We start from the raw sequence: 21,775 nt of genomic DNA, 5'->3' as shown, positions 1-21,775 counted from the left end.
CGGGGGCAAGCCACCCGGCGGTCAGCGCACCAGCGCGAAGCCGATCCGCAATCTTGTTATGGAACGATTATAGTCCAATAGGTTCTCGCCATATCCGGCAAATCCCTGAGCGAACAAATAGAGATCGGGGCCGCCGCCCAGCAGACGCGGCAGCGGATAGGACAGGTCGGCGTTGATCGCGCCCTTGCCCGATCCGAAATTGAATCGGCTGTTGGTCGACAGGCGCAGCCCGTCATCATCGCCGACCTGCAGGAACAGGCCGGCATGGCCGCGATAGCGGACGATATCGGGATTGTCGGACTTGTCGCCGACATAGAAGGTCAGGCGCGGTGCCACCAGCAGCCGCCGTTCCTCGCCCAGCGAGAAGGCCGCCATTGGCGCGACATAGAAGCTGTTGATGCTGCGCGACGCATCGCCGTCCCGGCCGTTGGATTCGTGCCGAAGCCCGCCCTGCAGCGCCAGCGACATGCCGTTCTTCAGCATCCGGGTCGGCGTCACATAGATGATCTCTGGCTGATAATCGATGTTGCGGAAGGGCATGGAATTGGCGCCCAGATCCCAGAACATGCGCTGGGTATAGGCGAAATGCAGGCCGTCCCGCCAGGAACTGGGCAGGTGCGCGGCATCGCGCGACCCGAACAGTCGATATTCGAAGCTCAACTGCAACCGGGCATCGGTATTGGTGCCGGGGCCATAGACCGCATAGATCGGCTCATAGGGCGCCAGATTGCCGATGAAGGCATTGCCGGCGCTGCGATCGGCCGGCGGCGCGACCGGCGGCGGCACCGGGGTTCCGGGCGGCGGCGGCGGCGGTGGGACAGGCACCGGCGAAGCGGCCGCCATCCGCGAGGCAGCCGCGCCATGCAGCGCAACCTGCGGCGAATTCCAGGCCGGGATCGACAGCAACGTCCCCTCGGCCATGTCGCTTGCGGCCAGTTGATAGCGCGCCTGGGCAAAGCCGCCCGGCGCAATCTCCACCGTCTCCGGCACGCCCGGCGCCCGGCGCAGCCACAGCCGGCGCGCGGCGCCATCCTGTTCCACCAGCGCCTCGACCCGGTCGGGCAGCGGCATGGTGGCGGGCGCCGCGCCCATGTTGAGGAAGCGCAGCTCCACGCTCGCCATATTCTGGTCATCGGGCAGGGCGATCCGCCCTATCAGGGTTTCTACGGGTTCCCCGGCCAGGGCGCTTGTCGCAAAAGAAGGCGACAGGCCAACCAGCAGCCATGCCAGGCTCGACCAGGGGGCAGGCAAGCGTCGTGGTTGCGCGCGGCGGTTGTGGATCATCCTGCGTCCCTTGTCGCGTTGCGCCCCTCGCAACGGCGCGAGCGGTCAGGTCAGGTGCGATTGACGATACTGGTTGTGGTCGATAAACACAAATATATTAAAGGTATAAGTTGTTCGTGAGTCTTTGTGGTGTTTTGAAACATCATGTCTCACAAAATCGAGAATAGATGAAATCGGTCGATGCTATATCGATTGAATACGGGTCCATGTTGCTCGAAAAGGGGTGCTTGGTGTCGCTTGGCAATTCCGATTTTGCGATAGATCATGGCTCGTTGGGGAGGGTTTTCCCTGAAGCTTTGGCGATGTTTCTGGCTCTTTACTTGGCCGGTTGTTCCTTTGTACCCGATTATGTCCAGCCATCCCTGCCGGTGCCCGACAGCTATGCCGTAGCGACGCCCGAAGGCGGCTCGCTGGCCGGGCGCGACTGGGAGCAGGTTTTCCCTGATCCCGAATTGCGCGCCTTGGTCGCCCAGGCGCTGGCCAATAATCGCGACATTCGCATCGCCGCCGCCCGCGTGGCGCAGGCGCGCGGCGCCTGGCGGATCGAGGGTGCCTCGCTCTATCCCCAGCTCGATGTGGTGGCGACGGGCACGCGCGGTCAGGCCTTCTACAGCCTGCCGGTGATCGGCGACCAGATCGTCGACGTGAAATCGATCACCGCCCAACTCAGCGCCAGCTGGGAAATCGATTTCTGGGGCCGGCTGCGCAATCTGAAGGAGGCCGCCCGCGAACAGTTTCTGGCGTCCGAGGAATCGCGCCGGGCGGTCGCGACCGACCTGATCGCGCAGGTGGCGCTCGGCTATCTGCTGGAGCGCGAATATGAGGAGCGTGCCGCCCTTACCCAGCAGTCGATCACCACCCGGCAGGAAACGCTGCGGATCATGCGCCGCCGCTATGAGGTGGGGTCGGGGTCGAAGCTGGACCTGGCCCAGTCCCAGGTGCTGCTGGCGCAGGCGGATACCACCATGCATGTGCTGAACCTCGACCGCGCGGTCAATCGCAACGCGCTGGCGCTGTTGGTCGGCCAGCCGGTGGAGATCGCGCCCGGATCGTTGCGGCTGGCCGGACCGGGCGGCGATTATCAGGTGCCCGCCGGCCTGCCGTCCGAACTGCTCACCAACCGGCCCGACATCGTCGCGGCCGAGCATCAGCTGCGCGCCGCCAATGCCAATATCGGCGCTGCCCGCGCCGCCTTCTTCCCCAATATCAGCCTGACCGGCGCCTATGGCACGACCAGCCCGGACCTCGACGGCCTGTTCGGCGGCAATAGCGAGGTGTGGAGCTTTTCGCCGACGATCCGACTGCCCCTGTTCAACGCCGGCCGGCTGAAGGGCAATTTGGACGTGGCGCAGGCGCGCCGGGACGAGGCCGTCGCTACTTATGAAAAGACGATCCAGTCGGCCTTTCGCGACGTGTCCGACGCGCTGGTCCGGCGGCGCCAGATCGCCCTGCAGATCGGCACCACGCGCCAGCTGGTCGATGCCCAGCGGGAACGCGCGCGCCTCGCCCAGTTGCGGTTCGACAATGGCCGCTCCACCTATCTGGAAGTACTGGATGCCCAGCGCGACCTGTTCGATGCGGAACAGGCGCTGGTCCAGCTTCGCCGGGGGGAACTCTCCAGCATCGTCAGCCTTTATGCCGCCCTGGGCGGCGGCTTTGTGGTCAATCGCGGCATCGCGGCCGCCCCGTCCGGGAACCAGGGGGAACCATGAGCATGAGCAAGCGCTGGATCGTCAGGGGGCTGATCGTGGCGGCGGTGGCCGGCATCGCCTTCCTGCTCTGGACGTTGCTGAAGCCGGCCGGCCTGCCCGAAGGCATTGTCGGCGGCAATGGCCGGCTGGAAGCGACCGAGATCGACGTCGCCTCCAAATCCGCCGGGCGGATCAAGGATATCGTCGCGGATGAGGGGCAGCTGGTGAAGGCCGGCGAGATCGTTGCCCATATGGATGTCGACGTGCTGGACGCACAGCGGACCGAGGCCGTTGCGCAACTGGCAGAGGCGCAGAATGCCGTCCTCGTCGCTCAGACCCAGGTCGCCCAGCGCGAGAGCGAGAAGGCCGCGGCCCAGGCCGTGGTGCGCCAGCGCATCGCCGAACTCAACGCCTCGCGCAAGCGCCTCGCCCGGTCCGAAACCCTGGCCCGCGAAGGCGCGACCGCAGTGCAGGAACGCGATGACGACGCCGCCCAGACCGAAGGCGCCGCCGCCGCCGTGGAGGCGGCCCGTGCCCAGCTTGCCTCGGCAGAGGTCGCCATCACCAATGCCCGCAACCAGGTGATCGGATCGCGATCCCGCGCGGAGGCCGGCCGTGCCACCATCCAGCGGATCGAGGCGGACATCAACGACAGCAGCCTGCGCGCGCCACGCGACGGCCGCGTCCAGTATCGCGTCGCCCAGCCCGGCGAGGTGGTGACGGCCGGTGGCCGGGTGCTGAGCCTGGTCGACCTGTCCGACGTGACGATCAGCTTCTTCCTGCCTGCCACCGCCGCCGGCCGTGTCGCCATCGGCAGCGAGGCGCGGATCGTGCTCGATGCCATCCCCGACTATCCGATCCCGGCGCGGATCAGCTTCGTCGCCGACGTCGCCCAGTTCACACCCAAGACGGTGGAAACCCAGAGCGAGCGCGAGAAGATGATGTTCCGGGTCAAAGCCCGGATCGATCCGGCGCTGCTGCGCAAGCATATCGCCCAGGTGAAGACCGGCCTGCCCGGCATGGCCTATGTCCGGATCAATCCGGGCGTTGCCTGGCCCGCCTCGCTCGCGGTCCGCGCCCTTCCCGAAGGATCGCGGGCGGTCCAGTGAACCAGCCCGCCCCCATCGGCGCGCCAACGGTCGATCCGGTCGTCCGCCTGTCCGGCGTCCGCCTCCATTATGGCAAGACGCAGGCGCTGCGCGGCATCGATCTCGACATACCGGGTGGGCGGATGATCGGCCTGATCGGACCCGATGGCGTGGGCAAGTCCAGCCTGCTCTCCCTCGTCGCCGGTGCCCATGTCATCCAGGATGGCGATGTCCATGTGCTGGGCGGCGACATGCGCGACAAGCGCCATCGCAGCGATGTCTGCCCGCGCATCGCCTATATGCCGCAGGGGCTGGGCAAGAATCTCTATCCCACCCTGTCGGTCGAGGAGAATCTGCAGTTTTTCGGCCGCCTGTTCGGCCATGACGGGGCGGAGCGGCGACGGCGGATCGATGCGCTCACCCGCGCGACCGGCCTTGACCCGTTCCTTGCCAGGCCGGCGGGCAAGCTGTCGGGCGGCATGAAGCAGAAGCTCGGCCTGTGCTGTGCGCTGATCCATGATCCCGACCTGTTGATCCTGGACGAGCCGACCACCGGCGTCGATCCGCTGGCCCGCGCCCAATTCTGGGATCTCATCAACGACATTCGCCAGACCCAGGCGCAGATGAGCGTCATCGTAGCCACCGCTTACATGGACGAGGCGCAGCGTTTCGACTGGCTGGTGGCGATGGATGACGGGCAGATCCTCGACACCGGCACCCCGGCCGAGATTTTCGCGCGCACCCGCACCAGTTCGCTGGAGGAAGCCTTCATCGCGCTGCTGCCCGAGGAGAAGAAGCGCGGTCATGAGCCGGTCATCATCCCGCCGCTCGAAGCCAGCGAGGATGACATCGCGATCGAGGCGCAGGGCCTGACCATGCGCTTTGGCGATTTCACCGCGGTCGATCATGTCAGCTTCCGCATTCGCCGGGGCGAGATATTCGGCTTTCTGGGGTCCAATGGCTGCGGCAAGTCGACCACCATGAAGATGCTGACCGGCCTCTTGCCCGCGACCGAGGGCAAGGCCTGGCTGTTCGGCAATGCAGTGGACCCGGACGACATGTCCACGCGCAAGCGGGTCGGCTATATGAGCCAGGCCTTCTCGCTCTACACCGAACTCACCGTCCGCCAGAATCTGGAATTTCACGCTCATCTCTTCCATGTCGCGCGCGAGGATATTCCCGCCCGCGTCGCGGAAATGGCCGCTCGGTTCGATCTTGGCCCGGTGATGGAGGAACTGCCCGACAGCCTGCCGCTCGGCATCCGCCAGCGCCTCAGCCTTGCGGTGGCGATGGTCCACAAGCCGGAACTGCTGATCCTGGACGAGCCGACCTCCGGCGTCGATCCGGTGGCGCGCGACGGCTTCTGGCGATTGCTGGCGGAGCTGTCGCGCCGCGACAAGGTCACGATCTTCATCTCCACCCATTTCATGAACGAAGCGATGCGCTGCGATCGCATGTCGATGATGCATGCCGGCCATGTGCTGGACAGCGATGCGCCCGCGCGCCTGATCGAGAAGCGCGGCGCCCCTGATCTGGAACAGGCCTTCATCGGCTATCTGGTCGATGCCGGCGGCGACACCCGCCCGCCCGACGAGGAAAGCGCGCTCAAGGACATGGCCCAGGCGGAACATGGCACGATAAGGCGCGGCTTCAGCCCGCAACGCGCGCTCACCTATGCCTGGCGCGAGACGCTGGAACTGCAGCGCGATCCGGTCCGTGCGACGCTCGCGCTGATCGGTTCGCTGATCCTGATGCTGGTGATCGGCTTCGGCATGACCACCGACATCAACGAGCTGAACTATGCCGTGCTGGATCGCGACAACAGCATCCTCAGCCAGAATTATGCGCTCGACATTTCCGGCTCCTCCTATTTCGTCGAACATGCGCCGATCCGCGATTATGATGATCTCGACCGGCGTATGAAGGATGGCGAACTGGCGCTGGTGATCGAGATTCCGCCGGGCTTTGGCCGGGATATCGCGGCCGGGCGCCAGGTCACGGTCGGCGCCTGGTTCGACGGCGCCAATCCGCAGCGCGCCGAAACCGTGCAGGGCTATATCCAGGGGCTGCATCAGCATTGGCTGAGCCAGCAGGCCGCCGCGCGCGGCAGCGCGGTCGGCAGCAGCTTCTCGATCGAGAACCGCTATCGCTACAACCCCGATGTGCAGAGCCTGCCGGCGATGGTGCCGATCGTCATCCCGCTGCTGCTGCTCATGCTGCCGGCGATGCTGACCGCGCTGGCGGTGGTGCGCGAAAAGGAGATCGGGTCGATCATCAACCTCTATGTGACGCCGGTCAGCCGCAGCGAATTCCTGCTCGGCAAGCAGCTTCCCTATGTCGTGCTGGCGCTTGTCAACTTCCTCCTGATGGTGCTGATGGCGATCTTCATCTTCGGCGTGCCGGTGAAGGGCAGCTTCCCGACCCTGCTGCTGGCCGCCGCCATCTATTGCGTCACTGCGACCGGCATGGGCCTGCTCGCCTCGGCCGTGACGCGCAGCCAGATCGCCGCGATGTTCCTGGCGATGATCGGCACGATGATCCCGGCCACCACCTATGGCGGCATGACCGACCCCGTCTCCTCGATGGAGGGCAGCGCGCGGATCATCGGCGACATCTATCCTGCCAGCCACATGTTCACCATCAGCCGCGGCGTCTTTGCCAAGGCGCTGGGCTTTTCGGACCTGGCCGGCTCCTTCCTGCCGCTCGCCATTTCCGCGCCGCTGATCGTCGGGATCGCGATCATGCTGCTCAAAAAGCAGGAGGCCTGACGTCGATGCTGGCGACGATTTCCAACATCTACCGGCTGGGCGTAAAGGAGCTGTGGAGCCTGTGGCGCGACCCGATCATGCTGGTGCTGATCCTGTTCGTCTTCACCGTCTCCATCTATACCTCGGCCAATTCCAAGCCGGAAACGCTGCACAATGCAGCCATCGCAATCGTCGATGAGGATGAATCGCCGCTGTCACAGCGGATCGTCGCCGCTTTTTATCCGCCGCAATTCACGCTGCCCCGGATGATTGCGCCGGCGCAGATCGATCCGGGCATGGACGCGGGCGATTTCACCTTCGTCCTCCACATACCCCATGGCTTCCAGCGCGACGTGCTGGCCGGCCGGACGGCGGAAATCCAGCTCAACACCGACGCCACGCGCATGAGCCAGGCTTTCTCGGGCAGCAGCTATGTGCAGCAGATCGCGACCGCCGAGGTGAATGAATTCGTCAACCGCTATCGCGCCAACAGCGTGCCCAAGGTCGACCTGGCGGTGCGGGCGCGCTTCAACCCGACGCTCAACCATACCTGGTTCGGTGCGCTGGCACAGATCATCAACCAGATCGCGATGCTGTCGATCATCCTGACCGGCGCGGCGCTGATCCGCGAGCGGGAACATGGCACGATCGAGCATCTGCTGGTGATGCCGGTCACCCCGTTCGAGATCATGCTGTCAAAGGTCTGGTCGATGGGGCTGGTCGTGCTGCTCGCCTCGTCTCTGTCGATCAACCTGGTGGTGCAGGGGCTGATGCACGTGCCCGTCGCCGGATCGCTGGCGCTCTTCTTCGCGGGCGCTGCGCTGGTGCTGTTCTCCACGACCTCGATGGGCATTTTCCTCGCGACGCTGGCGCGCAACATGCCGCAATTCGGCATGCTGATGATCCTTGTCCTGCTGCCGCTGCAGATGCTGTCGGGCGGCACCACCCCGCGCGAATCCATGCCCAAGCTGGTGCAGGATGTGATGCTGTTCGCGCCGACCACCCATTTCGTCGAACTGGGTCAGGCGATCCTGTTCCGGGGCGCCGGCATCGGCGTCGTCTGGCCGCAATTCGCCGCCACCGCCGCGATCGGCGTCGCCTTCTTCCTGATCGCACTCACCCGCTTCCGCCGGACGATCAGCGCCATGGCCTGATCGTCCGGCCGCTCTTCACGGCGCCAGCCGGTCCACGCTCAGGCGCCGGCCGCCATATTCGGCAAAGCCCCGGCTGTGCGGCTGGCCATCGGCTTGGGGCGTGAAGTCGATCGCGGCGGGCTTGGGGCCGCCCAGCGGTCCGAACGTCATCTGCAGCTTCATGACGCCGGGGCGGGGGCCGGTCAGGCGGATATCCGCTTCGTAGCTGGACTGGCCGCGCATGTTGATCTGCGTCGTCTCGCGCCCGCTATAGACCTGCTTCCCGTCGTTGCTGAAATTGACATAGATTTTCTCGATGGCGCCGCTCGTGCGCCGATAGAGGATATGGCCCGACCGCCGGCCATAGACCTTCACGTCTATATTCTGGCTCTTGCCCGCCAGCGCCGGCAGGGTGGACAGGTCGCTATCGCCATAGGGCAGGCTGTCGGGCACGGCGCGCGGGGCGACCGCCGGCCCGGCCTTGTATTCGGGCAGGGTGACGATCTGGACCCGCTTGGTCTCGCTGCCGCGCAGCCCCTCGATCCAGGTCGCCCGGCGGCTGTCGGGATGCCAGGACATGGGCGAATGAAACACCCAGTCGGCCTGGCTGCTGAGGTTCGCGCCCAGATAGCCATCCTCGCGCTGCGACCGGGCGATGTCGATCAGCGCCGGCCCGACATTGCCCGGCCGCGCCGTGCGCACGCCGGTGACGGCATAGGTATAGGCGAACATGCTCAGCCCCATGTTCAGGCTGTCGGGATAGGGGCGGGGCATCAGCCCCAATATCGCCGGGTCGGTCTGCGAAAAGCGGGTGGTCATCACCATGCCCAACCGCTCGTCCGGCGAGAAGATCGTCGTTTCGGTATAGCCCGGCGTGTCGGTGATCGGCGTCACCTTGCCGCTCATCAGGTCCATCACTACCGAATCGGGCAGGTCGCGCTTCACCGCGCCGACCAGCGACAGGGCGCTGCCGCCATGGACGAACTGCTTCACCTCGCCGCCGCGGATCGGCGCCGGGATGACGCCATCGGCATGGGCCGGATCGGGGCGAAAGGGATCGCTGCTGCTGATGATCTGCGGCCGGGTGACGACATAGCCGTCCGGGCCGCGCGTCAGTTCGCCGGTCAGCACGGCGGCGGAATAATTGGCGAGCAGGGTCGTCCAGGCGATATGGCGATTGTCCGGCGCCACCACCATTTCCGACCAGCGATGCCAGATATGCGCGCCATCGGCCACCTGCGGCGGATAGGTGACGGGCACCAGTTGCGCCTGCGTGCAATCGTCCAGGCTGGTCGGGCATTCGATCACGAAATCGCCCAGGAAGATGCGCTTATTGTCGGCAAACACCATGTAGCGGATGCCATTATCCTTCGGCCGGGCGGGAATCGTCCCGCTGAAGATCGGGCGGATATGGCTGCCATCATCGTCCATGATGGCGAGGTTGATCTGCCGCGGATCGCTCTCGCCTGGCCGGGCATAGGTCAGCAATATCCGGCCCGACGGCGTGTAGGTGGCGCTTTGCGGCCGCATGTCGGCGGGCAATGGCAGGGTGCGGATCACCGGCTGGCCGAACAGCGCGCCTTGCGCCCCAGGCCGGGCCAGGGTCGGCCTGCCATCCAGCGCCAGTCCGCCGATCAGGATGGGCAGCATCGCCAACATGGGCAGCCGGCGGGAAGGGGGCTTGGTCACCAAATTCTCTCCTCGTCTCGGCCTTGGCCCAGGGGCACCGGGCGGCCGTCCACCCTGCTGATGGCACCAGCCCGCCGGCCGGCAAGCGCCAATCCGTTACGCGGAAAGGGGGCTTGCCAATGTCCCGCAAAACCGGGCATTTTCCAGCCGGCGCTTCGCGAACGGGCAGGGCGACAAGCGGGACGGAGAGGGGAACAGCCGATTTTCAACCGACGCATCTTGCTGGAGCTGTGGGCGATGCTGCTGCTGGCCGGCATCATCGGCTTCATGGGGCCGTTCGGCACCTATATGCGCGACGGTCTGCCGGGGCGGATCGGCCATTGGTGGCTGCTGCTGATGGGGGCCTATATCCTCGTCCGGCCGGTGATCTGGCTGCTGCGCCGGCTGGCGCTGCGGATCGACCTTTCGGTGTCGATCACCGTCTTTTCCGGCGTGTCGCTCTGCGTCGTGCCGCTGGCCTTCCTCTGGCGCAATGTCGGCCGCACCGCCTTTCGCGACCTGGACGGCTTTACCGGCCTGCTGCCCTTTTCCTTCCTCTGCGCGCTCACCGTGCTGGTCGTCACCCACTGGGCCGAACAGACCGACCGGCGGCTGGCCCAGCGAGGTATCCTGCCGCCGCCCGCCGATGCCCCGCACCCCGAAGGCGCCGCCGCCACATCCCCGGCCGAACCCGCCCTGCGCCATCGCCTGTCGGCCGGATTTGCCGGGCCGATCCTGGCGCTGCAGAGCGAGGATCATTATGTCCGCGTCCATGGCGCAGGCGGCAGCGAATTGCTGCTGATGCGGTTGCGCGACGCGATTGCGGAGATGGAGGGGGTGGCCGGGGCACAGGTGCATCGCAGCTGGTGGATCGCCCATCGCGCCATCCTGCGCTGCGATCCCGCCGGGCGCAGCTGGCTCATCACCCTGGATGGCGGGCTCAGCGTCCCCGTCGCGCGCGATTCGGTCGCCCGGCTGCAACGCGCCGGCTTCCTGCCCGCGTCCTGACCCGCTCTGGCGGGCAAAAGAAAACCCCGCCGGAGCAAGCTCGACGACGGGGCCAGGTTCAGGGAGGTGTCACTCCAAAGGGGGGAAGAGTGACAGGACCAATCTAGGAAAGTGCGCGTGGCTTTCAAGCATCAGCCGCATATTTTTGTCGTCGGCCGCGCCCATGCCATCGGCCCTATCGCACGGCTGAACCCGCTATTTCGGCCATTTCCCCTACGGTAACCGGGCATGTCGTGAATATGGCTGAATACGTATGCTGGAATCTGTGCAGAGGGTCGGGGGCGGCGCTATTTGAACCAGACCGACACATGTCGGCAAGAAACGCTCAAGATGCGTCCTGGGGAGGATCACTGTCATGCATCAATTCCGTCATACCGTCCTGCGCGCTGCGCTGCTGGCAGGGGCTTCCTTCTCGTTCGCCGCGGTCGCCCATGCGCAGACCGACGCCGAAACCGCGACGCCCGCCGCACCCGCCGCCGGCGAATCCGAAGGCATCGTCGTCACCGGCATCCGCGCCTCGCTCGCCTCCGCCGCCAAGGTGAAGCGCGATTCCGTGCTGATCGTCGATTCCATCTCGGCCGAAGATGTCGGCAAGCTGCCCGACGTGTCGATCGCGGACTCGCTCGCCCGTCTGCCCGGCGTCACCGCCCAGCGCCTCGAAGGCCGCGACCAGCGCCTGTCGATCCGCGGCCTTGGCCCGGACTTCTCGACCACCCTGCTCAATGGCCGCGAACAGGTCACCGTCGGCGACAATCGCGGCGTCGAATATGACCAGTATCCCTCGGAATTCTTCCAGAACGTCAATGTGTACAAGAGCGCCGACGCCGCGCTGATCGCCGCCGGCATTTCCGGCACGGTCGACCTGCGCATGCTGCGTCCGCTCGACAAGAATGACCGCATCCTCGCCGTGTCGCTGCGCGGCCAGATGAATGGCATGGACAAGCTCAATCCCGATGGCGAACGCTATGGCTATCGCGCCTCGGCCACCTATGTCGATCAGTTCGCCGACGACACGCTGGGCCTGTCGCTGGGCTTCGCCGCCTCGCAGACCCCGTCGCAGAATGAGCGCTTCAACGCCTGGGGCTATCCCACCGATGCCGACGGCAATCTGATCATCGGCGGCGCCAAGCCCTATGTGCAGTCGAACCTGCTCAAGCGCTATGGCATGGTCGGTACGCTGGAATGGCAGCCGAGCGATAATTTTCACTCGACCTTCGACGTCCTCGCCTCGCATTTCGAGGAAGAACAGCGGCTGCGCGGCATCGAATTTCCGCTCGTCTGGGGCACGGACGTCGGCGTCAGCGACGTGACGGTCGAAAATGGCTTCGTCACCGGCGCCACCTTCTCCAACGTCTATGGCGTTCAGCGCAACGACTATAACAAGCGCAAGGCCGACACCATTTCGCTCGGCTGGAACAACGACATCCGCCTGAACGATCGGCTCAAGCTCAATGTCGACGCCAGCTGGTCGCGCGCTAAGCGCACCGACTTCCTGCTCGAAACCTATTCGGGCACCGGCTATCTGCGGTCGGGCGTGTCCGACACGGTGCGCGTCGAGCGCCAGTCTAACGGCCTGTTCAGCATCGTGCCGACGCTCGACTATACCGACACCAACGTCATCAGCCTGACCGACCCCAATGGCTGGGGCTATAACGGCACCACCGCCGTCGTGCAGGCGGGCTTCCTCAACCGGCCCAAGTTCATCGACGACATGAAGTCGTTCCGCGCCAACCTGGTCGGTGACATTTCGGGCAGCATCTTCAGCAACTGGGAAGTCGGCGGCAATTACAGCCGGCGCAAGAAGACCAGCGCCTATACCAGCTATTTCCTCTGCCCCACCGGCGGCACGGACTGCACCATCGCCAATGGCACGCCCGGCTCGGCGCCGGTGCCGCAGGAGGCACTGCTCGGCAAGAATGTCTCGCTCGACTATCTGGGCGTGCCGGCGATGCTGACGCTCGATCCGCTCTATCTCTACAACAACACGCTCGACGCCGTGTTCGACAATCGCCCCTCGTCGCTGGTGCGCGACAATGTCGTGAAGGAAGATGTCTTCACCGGCTATGCCAAGATGACGCTGGATGGCGATCTGGGCGGCAAGCCGCTCAAGGGCGCGATCGGCGTGCAGGTGATCCACACCCGCCAGGCATCGACCGGCACCATCTCCAACTTCTCCAACGGCGTCGTCACCGTCGTCCCGGCCTCGGGCAAGGAAAGCTTCACCAATTTCCTGCCCAGCGCGCAGTTCTCGGTCGAGCTGGAACCCGGCTTCTTCGTGAAGATGGGCGCGGCCCAGACCATGGTGCGTCCGCGTATGGACCAGGAACGGATCAACCAGGAATATAATTTCAACCTGGCCAATGTCGGCCTCGGCTCCGACCCGCAATATAGCCCGTTCAGCTCGAATGGCGGCAACATCGCGCTGCGTCCCTATCAGTCGACCAATATCGACCTGTCGATCGAGAAATATTTTCCGGGCGGCGGCTATGTCTCGCTCGCGGGCTATTTCAAGAATCTGACCGACTTCGTCGATCCCAACAACAATATCGCCTATGATTTCTCGGACGTGCTGGCCTCGCTGCCTGCCGACATCCGCAACCAGATCATCGCCGACGGCAGCTATATCGGCCTGCTGAAGGCCCCGGCCAACACCGGCAAGGGCACGATCATGGGGGCGGAAGGCACCGTCTCGCTGCCGTTCAAGGTATTCAGCGAAACGCTCGACGGCTTCGGCATCTTCGCCAGCGGTTCCTACACCCACAGCGAAGTCAAATATGGCAGCAACCCGACCGATGTCGTCACCCTGCCGGGCCTGTCCAAATGGGTCGCCAGCGGCACCGCTTATTATGAAAAGAGCGGTTTCCAGGCGCGCGTCTCCTATCGCTATCGCTCCTCCTTCCTGGGCGAAGTCGCCGGCCTCTCGGCCGCGCCGACCTTCCGCACCGCCAAGGCAGAGGGCATTCTCGACGCGCAGATCGGCTATGAATTCCAGTCGGGGCCGCTCACCGGCCTGTCGATCCTGCTGCAGGGCAAGAACCTCACCGACCAGCCCTTCGTCACGTATCAGAATGGCGATAAGCGCCAGGTCATCGACTATCAGCGCTACGGCCGCGATTATTATCTGGGCCTGACCTACAAGTTCTGATCGGCCTGCGGCCGATCGGGCAAGTTCTGACCGGCCTTTGCGCCGGTCGGGCAAGTTCTGAAATTCCTCCCCGGATTGCCCGACTGCACGCGGGTAATCCCCCTCCCCGGACCGCCACCCCTTAGAGGGGAGGGCGGTCCGTTTTTCTTTGGAGGGAGGAGGGCATGGACTCAGCCGCTCTTCTTCCTCCCCTCCCTTCCAGGGAGGGGTTGGGGGTGGGTACCGCCGAGGCACTCGGTGGCCCTGTTCAAGATAGCCTCCACCACACCATCCGGATTCTCGATTACGTCGCCATTCCAGAAGCGCAACATCGTCCAGCCCTGTCCCCTTAGAAACAGGGAGCGACGTTCGTCATAGGCCTGCGCATCCAGATGCTGGCTCCCATCGAACTCGATCGCCAGTTTCGCCGAACGGCATGCCAGATCGACAATATAGGGGCCGATGACCAACTGCCTCGTGAAGCGCGGGCGATAGCGGGATATGCGCAACCAGATCACCGCTCCGCATCGGTCTGGCCGTTGCGCAGCGCGCGGGCATTGGCCGTCATATGTTCAGGAACGCGGCGCATGAGGCCAAGCTAGCAAGGCTCGCTCCGCTCGCCTACCCACCCCCAACCCCTCCCTGAGAGGGAGGGGAGGGAAGCGCGTGGTTACTATAAGGCAATGTCACCCAAAATTGATCTGGGGTCCATTCGACACTCCCAAAACGAAAAGTCGAATGAATCCGTTTCAGGACGCGGCTTCCTCGGCCACAATTTCCATAACTTCCCTGATAAGTTCTTCCAGAAGGGCCTCCTCTTCCTCGCCAAATGGCAGATTGAGGTTTGCGGCACGCCCGCGGATATCGTTCAATCGTGGATCAGCTATTTCGGTAGATGTGAAATAATCCCAATCACCAGAGCCGCCCTTACCTTCGAGGAAATCCCGAAGATATGTGGCGACCTCCTGCGGAGATCGTTCGGCCGGCTTTTCGAAAGGAAGCAATGCCAGCTTGAGGACCAAGGCTACAGGAACGATGACGAAGAAACCGACCATCCTCAGGGGAAGCAGAGCAAGCGACCGAATGGAGGATGCGGTAGATGATCGCACGATACTCAGGCCCTAAGCCGTCATCCGCGTGATCAGCCGGGGCGCCAGCAGCGTCGGCGTCACCGGCTTGCGGTCGATCTGGCCGATCAGCGCGTCGACCAGCACCTCACCCGCCCGCAGATAATCCTGCGCCACGGTGGTCAGCGGCTGCCGCGTCAGGCTGGCGGCAGGGATATCGTCGAAGCCGATGAGGGCGACGTCGCCCGGCACTGACAGCCCATGTTCGTCCAGCGCCCGCATCGCGCCGATCGCGATCAGGTCGGACCCGGCGAAGATCGCGTCGAACGTCACGCCGCGCGCGATCAGGCGGCTCGCCGCCTCATAACCCGACTGTTCGGTCGACAGCGCATCGACATGCAGGCCGGGGTCGACCGCATGGCCGGCCTCGCGCAGCACGTCGGACAGGCCGGCATAACGGTCGCGAAATTCGGGATAATGGCTCGATGCGTCGCCCAGAAAGGCGATCCGGCTGCATCCGCGCGCGATCAGATGCGCGCCCGCATCGCGCCCGCCGCGCCGGTTGTCGCAGCCGATCGTCATCCCCAGCGCATGCTGGTCGACCGACCCCCAGCGCACGAAATGCGTGCCCTGCGCCACCAGCTGCTCCAGCCGGGTGCGATAGATTTCATAGTCGCCATAGCCCAGCAGGATGATGCCGTCGGCCTTGCGGCTATCCTCATAATCGACATGCCAGTCGGTCGACAACTGCTGGAAACTGGTCAGCAGATCATAGCCGCGCTTGGCGCAGGTCTGCAGGATCGGCCCCAGCATCGACAGGAAGAAGGGGTTGATCCAGCTTTCGTCGGGCAGCAGATCCTCGAAGAACAAAAGAGCCAGCGTATTGCTCTTGCCCCGCCGCAGCGAGGATGCATTCTTGTCCACCGTGTAATTGAGCTGCCGGGCGATCGCCTCGACCCGCAGCCGCGTCGCCTCGCTCACCGTCTTGTCGCCGCGCAGCGCGCGCGACACGGTCGGCTGGGACACGCCGGCCAGCGTGGCGATGTCGAAGGATGTCACTTTGTCGTTGGCGGCCATGGCGCGACCCTACGCCAGCGAGTCTCCATTGGGAATAGAAGGGTTTGAAACCGGTCTGAATACGTATGCCGCTCCCTTGGCCCGCCCTGTCCCCGCCGACTAAGAAGGGGCCAAGCCGCGGCAATCGGGCACAAGCGGCAATGGGAGGGATGAAGGCCATGCGCGGACGAACGGCAATGCTGCTGGCTGCGCTCTGCGCGCTTCCCGCTCCGGCGATGGCACAGGATGACGGCTTTCGCGCCCGCTTGCCCGAAGATGAAGTCATCTATTTCGTCCTGCCCGACCGGTTCGACAATGCCGATCGGGCCAATGACAAGGGCGGCCTCAAGGGCGACCGGCTCCAGACCGGCTATGATCCCGCGTCCAAGGGCTTCTACCATGGCGGCGATATCCAGGGGCTGATCCGCCGGCTCGACTATATTCAGGAGCTGGGCGCCACCGCCATCTGGGTCGGCCCGATCTTCCGCAACAAGCCGGTGCAGGGCCCCAAGGGCCAGGAAAGTGCCGGCTATCACGGCTACTGGATCACCGATTTCGAGCATGTCGATCCGCATTTCGGCACCGACGCGGATTTCGCTGCGCTGGTGAAGGCCGCCCATGGCCGGGGGATGAAAGTCTATATGGACATCATCGCCAACCATACGGCCGACGTGATCCAATATCGCGAATGCGCCGACCGGCCCTGTCCCTATCGCTCGCGCGCCGACTATCCCTATCAGCGCCGCGGCGGCGTGGCCGGCCCGGCGATCAATCCGGGCTTTGCCGGCGACGCCGATCATAGCGCCGCCAATTTCGGCAAGCTCACCGACCCGGCCTATGCCTATACCCCCTTCGTGCCGAAGGGCGAGCAGGCGGTGAAGAACCCGGCCTGGCTCAACGATGTGCGCTATTATCATAATCGCGGCGAGACGACCTATTCGGGCGAGAGCGCGACCATGGGCGACTTTGCCGGGCTCGACGATCTCATGACCGAACATCCGCGCGTGATCGCCGGCATGATCGACATTTTCGGCGGCTGGATCGACCGCTTCGGCATTGACGGCTTCCGCATCGACACCGCCCGCCATGTCGACCCGCATTTCTGGCAGCAGTTCGTCCCCGCCATGCAGGCGCGGGCCAAGGCGCGGGGCATCCCCAATTTCCATGTCTTCGGCGAAGTCTATGTCGAGACGGTCGATGCCGGCCCGCTCGCCTGGCACACCCGCGAAGGCGGCTTTCCCGCCGTGCTCGACTTCGCCTTCCGCCAGGCCGCGCTGGAAACCGTCGCGGGCAAGGCGGCGACCGCGACCTGGGAACGCATGCTGACCGGCGACGCCCTCTATCAGGGTGGCGCCGCCACTGCGCGCCAGTTGCCCACTTTCGTCAGCAATCATGATGCCGGCCGTTTCGCCACCTTCGTCCGCCGCGCCTTCCCGCAGGCCGGCGAGGACGAGGTGCTGCGCCGGGTGATGCTCGCCAACGCCATGCTGCTGACGCTGCGCGGCGTGCCGACCATCTATTATGGCGATGAACAGGGTTTCGTCGGCGATGGCGGCGATCAGGACGCGCGCGAGGATATGTTCGGCAGCCAGGTGGCGAGCTATAACGACAATCGCCTGCTCGGCAGCACTGCCACCACCGCCACCGCGCGCTTCGATCCTGCCCATCCGCTCTATCGCGAGATCGCGGCGCTCGCCCGCCTGCGCACTGGCCATGCCGCGTTGCGCCGGGGCAGCGAAACGATCCGGGCGCGCGGCGACGAACCCGGCCTGTTCGCCGTCTCCCGCTTCGATCCCGATACGGGCGCGGAATATCTGATCGCCTTCAACACATCGACCGCGCCGATCAGGGCGCAGGTCCAGGTGGATATAGCCTCCACCGCCTTCGACACCCTTGCCGGCGCGGCCTGTGCCCCGCGCGCGTCCGCGCCCGGCAGCCTCTCCCTCGACCTTCCTCCCCTTGGCTACAGCGTCTGCGCTGTACGGAGCGCTAATCCGCAATGACCGACGCACTGACCCCCTGGTGGCGCGGCGCCACCATCTACCAGATCTACCCGCGCAGCTTCGCCGACTCCAATGGTGACGGCATCGGCGATCTGGCCGGCATCACCGCCCATCTTCCCTATGTCGCCTCGCTCGGCGTCGACGCCATCTGGCTCTCGCCCTTCTTCAAGAGCCCGATGCGCGACTTCGGCTATGACGTGTCGGATTATTGCGATGTCGATCCGATCTTCGGCACACTCGCCGATTTCGATGCGCTGATCGCCCGCGCCCATGACCTCGGCCTGCGCATCATCGTCGATCAGGTCTGGGCCCATACCTCCGACGAACATCCCTGGTTCATCGAAAGCCGCTCCAGCCGCCAGAACGACCACGCCGACTGGTATGTCTGGGCCGATGCCAAGCCCGACGGCACGCCGCCCAACAACTGGCAGTCGGTGTTCGGCGGCCCGGCCTGGACCTGGGACGCGCGGCGCGGCCAATATTATATGCACAATTTCCTGAAGGAGCAGCCACAGATCAACCTGCACAATGGAAAGGTGCAGGCGGCGGTGCTGGATATTGTCCGCTTCTGGCTCGACCGCGGCGTCGACGGCTTCCGCATCGATGCGATCAACCATTCGATGCCCGACCCGCAACTGCGCGACAATCCGCCCGCGCCCGAAGACGGTCGCATCCGCACGCGCCCCTATGATTTCCAGATCAAGCGCTACAGCCAGAGCCACCCGGACATTCCGCTGTTCCTGGAAAAGGTGCGTTCGGTGTTCGACGAATATCCCGATCGCTTCACCGTCGCCGAAGTCGGCGGGGATGACAGCGATGCGGAGATGAAGGCCTTCACCCAGGGCGATCATCGCCTCAACACCGCTTATGGCTTCGACTTCCTCTACGCGCCCAAATTGACCGCGCCGTTCCTCAAAGACGCGCTGACGCGCTGGCCGGCGGAGCAGGGGATTGGCTGGCCGAGCTGGGCGTTCGAAAATCATGACGCGCCGCGTGCCGTCTCGCGATGGGCCGGCGACATCGACGCCCATGCCTATTGCCGGATGAAGATGCTGCTGCTGGCCTGCCTGCGCGGCAATATCTTCCTCTATTATGGCGAGGAACTGGGCCTGCCGCAGGTCGATATCGCGTTCGAGGATCTGCAGGATCCCGAAGCGATCGCCAACTGGCCGCTGACCCTGTCGCGCGACGGCGCCCGCACACCCATGCCCTGGACCGGCGCGGCCCCGTGGCTCGGTTTTTCCGATGCCAAGCCCTGGCTGCCGGTGGGGGAGGCGCATCGCCCGCTCGCCGTCGACGCGCAGGAAGCCGACCCCGCCTCGCTGCTCCACTGGACGCGCGAGGTGCTGGCCCTGCGCAACGCCACCCCGGCGCTGCGCAGCGGCACGATCACCTTTCTCGATACGCCGGACGATCTGCTCGCCTTTGAACGGACGCAGGACGGGCAGCAGCGCCTCTGCGTCTTCAACCTCGGCACCAGCCCCGTCGCCTGGCGCCCGGCCGATGCGGACCGCTGGCAGGTCGAACTGTCGACCGGCAGCATCGCCGACTGGAATTTCGCCCCCGCATCCGGCCTCGTCGCCGCCTTCCAAGTTTAAGGACGTTCCCATGACGCGACTGACCGCGCTCGCTCTCCCGCTCATTGCCCTGGCGCTCGCGCCCACCGCCGCGCGCGCCGATGTGGTGGCCAAAGCCGCCTCGCCCGACGGCCATATCACCCTCACCATCAGCCTCGATGGCGAGGGGCGCCCCAGCTATGCCGTGCAGCGCAATGGCAAGCCGCTGATCGCCGATTCCCGTTTGGGCTTCATGTTCACCGACGCGCCCAAGATCGAGCGCAACCTGACGCTGGCCGATAGCAAGCAGGCGAGCAGCGACACCAGTTGGACGCAGCCCTGGGGCGAATGGACCAGGATCCGCGACCATCATAATGAGTTGACGCTGGTCTTCCGCGAGAAGGGCGATCTCCAGCGCGAGATGGACGTGACCTTCCGCCTGTTCGATGATGGCGTCGCCTTCCGCTACAGCCTGCCCGATCAGGCCAATCTCCATCACGCCAACATTGCCGAGGAACTGACCCAGTTCGCCTTCGCGCAGGGCGGCACGGCCTGGTGGAAGCCCGCCTATGAGTGGAACCGCGAGGAATATCTCTACAACCGCACCCCGCTCGACGCGGTCGGCACCGCCCAGACGGTGATGACGGTGAAGCTGGCCGACGGCACCCATGTCGCCCTGCATGAGGCCGCGCTGGTCGATTATGCGGGCATGAATCTCGCCCGCGCCGAGGGCAACACCTTCCGCGCCGATCTGACGCCGGGGGCGGGCGCCCCCAAAGTGTCGCGCGACGCCGGCTTCTCCACCCCCTGGCGCACCATTGCCGTCGCCGACAATGCCGCCGGCCTCTACATGAATCACATGATCCTGAACTTGAACGAGCCCAACAAGCTCGGCGACGTTTCAAGCTGGATCAAGCCGGGCAAATTCGTCGGCGTCTGGTGGAACATGATCAAGGGCGAATGGAGCTGGGCGCGCGGTCCCAAACATGGCGCCACCACCGCCAATGTCCGCCGCTATATCGATTTCGCCGCCGCCAGCGGCATCCCTGCCGTGCTGGTCGAGGGCTGGAATGTCGGCTGGGACGGCAACTGGTTCGGCAACGGCAATGCAATGAACTTCTCGCAGCCGACCGAGGACTTCGACGCCGATGGCCTTGCCGCCTATGCGAAATCCAAGGGCGTCACCCTGATCGGCCATCATGAAACGGGCGGATCGGCCAGCCATTATGACGGTCAGCTCGACAGTGCCTTCAAATGGGCGGCCGACCATGGCGAGCAGGTGGTGAAGACCGGCTATGTCACCGATGCCGGCCAGATCGAGCGGGTCGACGCCGATGGCGCGAAGCATCGCGAATGGCATGAAGGCCAGTGGATGGTGAACCATTATCTGCGCGTCGTGCAGGCCGCCGCCAAATATCATGTCAGCATCGACAGCCATGAACCGGTCAAGGATACCGGCCTGCGCCGCACCTATCCCAACTGGGTCGCGCGCGAAGGCGGCCGGGGCATGGAATATAATGCCTGGGTCGGTGGCAAGAACCCGCCAGAGCATGAGGCGAACCTGGTCTTCACCCAGTTGCTGGGCGGCCCGATGGACTTCACGCCGGGCGTGCTCAGCCTGTCGGGTTCGGAAGGCAGCACGATCCACTCGACCATCGCCAAGCAGCTCGCCCTCTATGTCGTCCTTTATTCCCCGGTCGTGATGGCGGCCGACACGCCGGAAAATTACGCCAAATATCCCGGCCCCTTCCAGTTCATCAAGGATGTGCCGACTGACTGGTCCGACACCCGCGCCTTGAATGGCGAGGTCGGCGACTATGTCACCATCGCGCGCAAGGCGAAGGGCAGCGACGACTGGTATCTGGGCGCGGTCGGCGATGAACAGGCGCGCTCGTCCAAGGTCACGCTCGACTTCCTCGATGCCGGCCGCAGCTATACCGCCGAAATCTATCGCGACGGCCCCGGCGCCGACTATCGCACCGAGGCACGCCACGCGATCGTGATCGAAAAGAAGCAGGTGAAGAAGGGCGACGTCCTCAGCCTCGACCTGGCGCCCGGCGGCGGCCAGGCAATCCGCTTCGTCGCCAGCGGCGGCAAGCGCAAGCGGTGAAGGCTGACGCCTCTTCTGTTCCTACCGTCATCCCGGACTTGATCCGGGATCCATTCAGCGCTCGCTCGCAGATGTCGCGCCGAATGGATCCTGACTTTCGTCAGGATGACGCAGGATCGAAGGGCGCGATCAACAGCCCCCGGCTGTCCTATTCCGCCAGCGCTTGATAGGCTGCGTGACCGCATGCACGCAGACTTTCCGATAGGATCAGGTGCTCGCAACTTAATATCAAAATGTGCG

14 protein-coding genes are annotated in these 21,775 nt (G+C 64.8%); 9 read left to right on the top strand and 5 right to left on the bottom strand.

The window, feature by feature from the left end:
• Nucleotides 1–21: 21 nt before the first annotated feature.
• Nucleotides 22–1,284, bottom strand: coding sequence for a phospholipase A (locus ACUCV3_RS03505; RefSeq protein WP_122928310.1), 1,263 nt, complete (start codon nt 1,282–1,284; stop codon nt 22–24).
• A gap of 302 nt (nt 1,285–1,586) precedes the next feature.
• On the opposite strand from ACUCV3_RS03505, the gene ACUCV3_RS03500 reads away from it, so the two are divergent.
• From ACUCV3_RS03500 to ACUCV3_RS03485, 4 genes are read left to right on the top strand one after another with little or no spacing between them, the layout of a single operon-like run.
• A complete protein-coding gene (locus ACUCV3_RS03500; protein ID WP_122928309.1) occupies nt 1,587–2,996 on the top strand; it encodes an efflux transporter outer membrane subunit in 1,410 nt (469 codons plus the stop codon).
• Nucleotides 2,993–4,084: an HlyD family secretion protein gene (locus ACUCV3_RS03495; RefSeq protein ID WP_278377033.1), complete on the top strand. Its 1,092-nt coding sequence runs from the start codon at nt 2,993–2,995 to the stop codon at nt 4,082–4,084. Before ACUCV3_RS03500 ends, ACUCV3_RS03495 begins: the two co-directional genes overlap by 4 nt.
• Nucleotides 4,081–6,831: a ribosome-associated ATPase/putative transporter RbbA gene (rbbA, locus tag ACUCV3_RS03490; protein ID WP_482240387.1), complete on the top strand. Its 2,751-nt coding sequence runs from the start codon at nt 4,081–4,083 to the stop codon at nt 6,829–6,831. Before ACUCV3_RS03495 ends, rbbA begins: the two co-directional genes overlap by 4 nt.
• A gap of 5 nt (nt 6,832–6,836) precedes the next feature.
• On the top strand, nt 6,837–7,964 hold the full coding sequence (locus ACUCV3_RS03485) for an ABC transporter permease (RefSeq protein WP_037509166.1): 1,128 nt from the start codon (nt 6,837–6,839) through the stop codon (nt 7,962–7,964).
• Between the two features lie 15 nt (nt 7,965–7,979).
• Here the strand turns inward: ACUCV3_RS03485 and ACUCV3_RS03480 are convergent, their stop codons facing one another.
• Nucleotides 7,980–9,632 (bottom strand): hypothetical protein, encoded by a 1,653-nt coding sequence (locus ACUCV3_RS03480; protein ID WP_482240386.1) that lies wholly within the window; start codon nt 9,630–9,632, stop codon nt 7,980–7,982.
• A gap of 237 nt (nt 9,633–9,869) precedes the next feature.
• Here ACUCV3_RS03480 and ACUCV3_RS03475 point away from each other — a divergent pair, with 237 nt between their 5' ends.
• Together ACUCV3_RS03475 and ACUCV3_RS03470 are read left to right on the top strand one after the other, a co-directional pair.
• Nucleotides 9,870–10,619 carry a LytTR family DNA-binding domain-containing protein gene (locus ACUCV3_RS03475; RefSeq protein ID WP_048937669.1) on the top strand — a complete coding sequence of 250 codons (750 nt, stop codon included), beginning with the start codon at nt 9,870–9,872 and terminating at the stop codon, nt 10,617–10,619.
• A gap of 355 nt (nt 10,620–10,974) precedes the next feature.
• Entirely contained in the window at nt 10,975–13,764 is a 2,790-nt protein-coding gene (locus ACUCV3_RS03470) for a TonB-dependent receptor (RefSeq protein WP_010338929.1), read from the top strand.
• Nucleotides 13,765–13,934: 170 nt separating this feature from the next.
• Here ACUCV3_RS03470 and ACUCV3_RS03465 read toward each other — a convergent pair whose 3' ends face one another.
• The 3 genes from ACUCV3_RS03465 to ACUCV3_RS03455 all read right to left on the bottom strand — a co-directional run bounded on the left by ACUCV3_RS03465 (nt 13,935) and on the right by ACUCV3_RS03455 (nt 15,887).
• Entirely contained in the window at nt 13,935–14,261 is a 327-nt protein-coding gene (locus tag ACUCV3_RS03465) for an endonuclease domain-containing protein (protein WP_240626729.1), read from the bottom strand.
• Nucleotides 14,262–14,492: 231 nt separating this feature from the next.
• Nucleotides 14,493–14,798, bottom strand: coding sequence for a hypothetical protein (locus ACUCV3_RS03460; RefSeq protein ID WP_164488895.1), 306 nt, complete (start codon nt 14,796–14,798; stop codon nt 14,493–14,495).
• Between the two features lie 66 nt (nt 14,799–14,864).
• Complete coding sequence (locus ACUCV3_RS03455; RefSeq protein ID WP_010338930.1) at nt 14,865–15,887, bottom strand: LacI family DNA-binding transcriptional regulator; 1,023 nt, start codon at nt 15,885–15,887, stop codon at nt 14,865–14,867.
• Nucleotides 15,888–16,045: 158 nt separating this feature from the next.
• On the opposite strand from ACUCV3_RS03455, the gene ACUCV3_RS03450 reads away from it, so the two are divergent.
• From ACUCV3_RS03450 to ACUCV3_RS03440, 3 genes are read left to right on the top strand one after another with little or no spacing between them, the layout of a single operon-like run.
• Nucleotides 16,046–17,869 (top strand): alpha-amylase family glycosyl hydrolase, encoded by a 1,824-nt coding sequence (locus ACUCV3_RS03450; RefSeq protein WP_482240385.1) that lies wholly within the window; start codon nt 16,046–16,048, stop codon nt 17,867–17,869.
• The gene (locus ACUCV3_RS03445) at nt 17,866–19,467 is read left to right on the top strand and encodes an alpha-glucosidase (RefSeq protein WP_122928306.1); all 1,602 of its coding nucleotides are present in this window, start codon (nt 17,866–17,868) and stop codon (nt 19,465–19,467) included. The genes ACUCV3_RS03450 and ACUCV3_RS03445 overlap by 4 nt, the downstream gene beginning before the upstream one ends.
• A gap of 10 nt (nt 19,468–19,477) precedes the next feature.
• Nucleotides 19,478–21,535, top strand: a complete 2,058-nt coding sequence (locus ACUCV3_RS03440) for a glycoside hydrolase family 97 protein (RefSeq protein WP_122928305.1) — start codon at nt 19,478–19,480, stop codon at nt 21,533–21,535.
• Nucleotides 21,536–21,775 lie beyond the last annotated feature (240 nt).

The organism is Sphingobium sp. VMM, assembly GCF_056790315.1.
The sequence above is the reverse complement of the archived record's forward strand: the minus strand, read 5'-3'. Positions and strand labels throughout refer to the sequence as shown.

Bases quoted from the DNA above. Each gene is read 5' to 3' on its own strand.
- ACUCV3_RS03500 (WP_122928309.1), top strand. From the start codon at position 1,587: ATGTTTCTGGCTCTTTACTTGGCCGGTTGTTCCTTTGTACCCGATTAT.
- ACUCV3_RS03460 (WP_164488895.1), bottom strand. From the start codon at position 14,798: ATGGTCGGTTTCTTCGTCATCGTTCCTGTAGCCTTGGTCCTCAAGCTG.
- ACUCV3_RS03450 (WP_482240385.1), top strand. From the start codon at position 16,046: ATGCGCGGACGAACGGCAATGCTGCTGGCTGCGCTCTGCGCGCTTCCC.
- ACUCV3_RS03495 (WP_278377033.1), top strand. From the start codon at position 2,993: ATGAGCATGAGCAAGCGCTGGATCGTCAGGGGGCTGATCGTGGCGGCG.
- ACUCV3_RS03470 (WP_010338929.1), top strand. From the start codon at position 10,975: ATGCATCAATTCCGTCATACCGTCCTGCGCGCTGCGCTGCTGGCAGGG.
- ACUCV3_RS03485 (WP_037509166.1), top strand. From the start codon at position 6,837: ATGCTGGCGACGATTTCCAACATCTACCGGCTGGGCGTAAAGGAGCTG.
- ACUCV3_RS03440 (WP_122928305.1), top strand. From the start codon at position 19,478: ATGACGCGACTGACCGCGCTCGCTCTCCCGCTCATTGCCCTGGCGCTC.
- ACUCV3_RS03505 (WP_122928310.1), bottom strand. From the start codon at position 1,284: ATGATCCACAACCGCCGCGCGCAACCACGACGCTTGCCTGCCCCCTGG.
- ACUCV3_RS03455 (WP_010338930.1), bottom strand. From the start codon at position 15,887: ATGGCCGCCAACGACAAAGTGACATCCTTCGACATCGCCACGCTGGCC.
- ACUCV3_RS03445 (WP_122928306.1), top strand. From the start codon at position 17,866: ATGACCGACGCACTGACCCCCTGGTGGCGCGGCGCCACCATCTACCAG.
- ACUCV3_RS03475 (WP_048937669.1), top strand. From the start codon at position 9,870: ATGCTGCTGCTGGCCGGCATCATCGGCTTCATGGGGCCGTTCGGCACC.